Raw genomic sequence first — 2,929 nt, forward strand, 5'->3', positions numbered from 1 at the left:
TAGCGGAGCAGGAAGGACATCTGATGGAAATGGAAGCCACGCAAGCACCTTAAAATCACCATCATACACTAAATCAGTAAGTTGGCAGCATTACCTACACTGAAAAAAAGTGCATATTCAACCATTAACTCAAGTTGTAATTCCTGAAGAGAAATACACACAACCAGGAGCGGAAAGGAGAATATTATTTCTGCCAGAAAAGTTAACGTGAATATAAGTACGGCTAAGACAATAACCGTCGGCCATACCAATAATGGCACGATAACAAAACCGAGAATTACAGGGGGAATATAAAGCCGGAATCTAATCATTTTTATTTTCCTAGTGATTCGGATGATGCGTCATACATCGCGCATAAACACTCATCAATTATCCAGTCATCTTCCCAGACCTGATATTCTGTCATTGGTTCGGGCTGTTTTAGCGGGTTCTCAATCGCTTGCCGCGCTCTTTCTTTCAGTAAAGGATGATTATTTCTAGCCCAGGCATTGATTTGGGTGGTAATGACGTTATCGATATCGTCCTGGTTATCTCTGATATAATCCTCACAATATCTGTTCAATAAACAGGCAAGAGAAACGGTCGACCAAAAGCCGGGAACTGAATTAATGGCATCCAGCAATGGCGCAAGAGCGATATCGGCACGGAAAAACATTTCCAGCATATACTGTAATTCGACAGCTTCATCGCCGGATACCCAATCAGTCATATACTGGCAGGCAAATCGCTGTAAAATTGCCCGTTCATCCGCACGCCAGTTTTCTTTGTTGGCAAGGTTGATACGGCGCAGAGAAAAAACTACGTGAATATTGTCAAAATGCCCCTGTGCAACAAATTCCAGTAAACGCGGCAGAAAATAGCGGACCTCATCGCTATTTTGCGGATCAGGCCCTGGGCTACTATTCCAGGCATTGATTAAGGAATACGGGATCGCTCGTAACGATGTACTCCGTAATGCCTTTTGTTCCTGCTGACTCAGGCAATATTCACAACAAACCACAAATTTCTGCGGCACCCGATAACGACGAAAGGTGTGATAAATCTGCTCAATTAATGCCTGCATGGCGGGGCTGGGTTGCATAGTTACCCCCTCGCCCGCTGATCGCGTGTAAACGGTTGATAGACAAAACGAGCATTCGCCGCGTTCAGGCGAATAAGGGCGCTACGCGAAAGGGAAAAGCTGGGGCGAATGCAACTATTGCAGTCTCGACAGCTTTCCTCTGCGCAATTTTCCACTGAGTAATGACGCGTGTAGAGTTTCAGTTCGGCCTGCTTATCGCGAAATCCGCGTAAACTGTTATTGTTATGAAATTTCCAGGCATCTTTAAAGACCTGAAAGATATAGACATCCTCAATCCAGGAGTCACATTTTTTAAGCGGGCGCTTTGCTATTATCACCCGCTCATCCGGATTTAGCATCGCCGTAAATTGTACGGTGACGTCATTTGTCGTGTTCAGGTCACATTGAACATCTGGTACATCACTGATATAGGGGTCAAATCCAAAATCAGCACCACAGGCACAAAGACGGCTAATGGTGGCGGTATCGAGGGAAAATCCCGGCCATACTTTGCTGGAGGTTAAGCCAATATTTAATGTGACATCATATCGAAGCAATCCCTCAAGACCGTCAGCACCGACGAACTTTTCCCCTTCATCCAGGGCCTGGTTAATAAGTTGCTGAACAATGCCTTCATCCCAGTATGCCGATTTGCAGTTGGCAATCGTAATATCCACGCCTGTGAAGGGATCAGTACCGGCAAGGCTTGCAAATAATGTATTAACTAATTCCATTTTTATTATCCAGCTTTAAGGTAGCGTCTTATACATCGGGACATAACCTACATCTTCCACCAAACTCTGTCCCTGCGGCGTTAAAAACCACTCCAACAATTTTTGTGTCTCTGACGTCGTATTTTCCCGCGTTACCATAAAGGCATCGATGATATAGGGATATTTGCCGTTGCGAATGTTTTCGCAGTCGGTGCAATACCGTTAATCGCTAGCAGTTTTATATTTTTATCGGCGTTCATTTGTGTTGCGTAATAACGGAAGGTGTAACCTATTGCGTTGTTTGTATTACGGTATTCGGCAACGACTTTAATCATTCCCTCCATCATACTTGCCACTTCTGTTTCCTGCGGCGAGATCATGCGGACATTTTTCATGACCTGGGATTGCATCACCGTCTGGCTACCAGAGTCTTCCGGGCGTTGCTAGGTCTGGATCTCCTGATCGTTACCGCCAACAGTACGCCAGTTGGTAATTGCACCACTGAAGATGTCACGCACCTGTTGTTCAGTCAGGGAATTAACCGGATTATCCGCATTGACGATGAAAACAAACGCTTCACGGGCAAAAGGCGTGTACAGCAAAGTAATGCCCGATTCCTCAGCGCGTTTTTTCTGCCCACCGGAAGGTTGCGCCACAAAAATAATATCAGCATCACCTTTAACAATCCTGTTATACGCATCGGGGGTACGAGAGCTCTCCAGATATTCCCTGGTGTGAAAATCTTCCGGTATAACGCTCAAAGCATAAAATGCAGAGGCATAAATTGGGTACGCCGCCGTAGCACCATCGAGTCGCGGCCAGTTTTGCGTAAACTGAATTTGCGGTTTACCACGCAGTGGTGTCAGTTGATTATTGAGTTTATCGGGTCGCCAGGCCCAGGTATCAATATTTTCGCGCACACCGACGCCGGGATTGAGCTGTTTATATAAATAACCCTGATAACCAGCGACAAAACCAAGCATGAGAAGGATAAACAGGAGGGAATTACGGCAACGTAGCCCGGATGTACCGGTTAAAGGATGTCTGGTTGGCCGGCCGGGTAATGTTGCCAACTTACTGATTTAGTGTATGATGGTGATTTTAAGGTGCTTGCGTGGCTTCCATTTCCATCAGATGTCCTTCCTGCTCCGCTACT

The 2,929-nt window shown here is 45.7% G+C and carries 2 protein-coding genes and 2 pseudogenes; all 4 read right to left on the reverse strand.

Features of this window, described 5'->3' with window-relative positions; translation table 11 throughout:
• Nucleotides 1-95: 95 nt before the first annotated feature.
• A pseudogene (locus BHE85_RS12655) lies at nt 96-311 on the reverse strand (hypothetical protein); the annotation flags it as partial.
• Between the two features lie 2 nt (nt 312-313).
• On the reverse strand, nt 314-1,081 hold the full coding sequence (locus BHE85_RS12660) for a hypothetical protein (protein ID WP_001183159.1): 768 nt from the start codon (nt 1,079-1,081) through the stop codon (nt 314-316).
• 2 nt (nt 1,082-1,083) lie between these two features.
• Nucleotides 1,084-1,794, reverse strand: coding sequence for a YbbD family protein (locus BHE85_RS12665; RefSeq protein ID WP_000424543.1), 711 nt, complete (start codon nt 1,792-1,794; stop codon nt 1,084-1,086).
• A gap of 15 nt (nt 1,795-1,809) precedes the next feature.
• Nucleotides 1,810-2,831: pseudogene (locus BHE85_RS12670) on the reverse strand (PstS family phosphate ABC transporter substrate-binding protein); the annotation flags it as partial.
• Nucleotides 2,832-2,929: the final 98 nt, after the last annotated feature.

This window comes from Shigella sp. FC1567, from assembly GCF_001743015.1.
Lineage (GTDB): Bacteria > Pseudomonadota > Gammaproteobacteria > Enterobacterales > Enterobacteriaceae > Escherichia > Escherichia coli.